This window comes from Arthrobacter sp. JCM 19049 (genome assembly GCF_001310435.1).
In genome coordinates this window covers 1-774 of the sequence record NZ_BAXF01000789.1, presented here as the reverse complement: position 1 = coordinate 774, position 774 = coordinate 1, and the positions used below count along the sequence as shown (strand labels likewise).

At 67.4% G+C, this 774-nt stretch carries 1 protein-coding gene and 1 pseudogene; both read left to right on the top strand.

All coding sequences use genetic code 11. The features are described 5' to 3' along the window. Nucleotides 1-168: TrmH family RNA methyltransferase (locus JCM19049_RS16295; RefSeq protein ID WP_279403440.1), on the top strand; the 168-nt coding region annotated here is incomplete at its 5' end. Nucleotides 169-259: 91 nt separating this feature from the next. Next, nucleotides 260-774, top strand: a pseudogene (locus tag JCM19049_RS21570) (cation diffusion facilitator family transporter); the annotation flags it as partial.

Here is a 774-nt window from a genome sequence, read left to right as displayed (position 1 = left end):
CCCACCGCCTGGCTGTTCGGCAACGAAGGCCAGGGGCTGGACGAGACCGAAAAGCAGGCCGCCCACCACAGGATCGCCGTGCCGCTGTACGGGGTGGCCGAATCCCTGAACGTGGGCACCGCCGCCACCGTCTGCCTGTACGCTTCGGCAAGGGCGTTGCGCCCCTGACCCGGTTGCTGACATAGTCCGAGGCAGGGCACCAGCATTTGCTCACCGCACCGGTGCCCGCACAAGGTGTACACGGCCGAAAGGGACGCCAATGGCGAGTGAAGAAAGCACGAAGTCGATCATCGCGGCGCTCAGCGCCAACCTGGCGATCGCCATCGCCAAGTTCGTGGCCTGGCTGCTCAGCTCATCCTCCTCGATGCTGGCCGAGGCCATCCACTCGGTGGCCGACACCGGCAACCAGCTGGTGCTGCTCATCGGACGGCGCCGCTCCAAGCGCAAGGCCGACACCGAGCACCCTTCGGGTACGGGGGAGAGCGCTTTGTGTCCGCGTTCCTGGTCGCCATCATCCTGTTCAGCGCCGGCGGGCTGTTCGCCCTCTACGAGGCCTATGAGAAGTTCCACGACCCGCACGGCATCACCGGTCCGTGGTGGTGGGTGCCGCTGGCCGTGATCGTGTTCGCGATCATCGCCGAGGGGCTCTCGCTGCGCACCGCAATCAAGCAAAGCGCCCGGGCCCGTGGGCGGCGCGGGCTGCTCAGCTTCGTGCGCAGCACCAAGAACCCCGAACTGCCGGTGGTGCTGCTGGAGGACACCGCGCACTGCTGG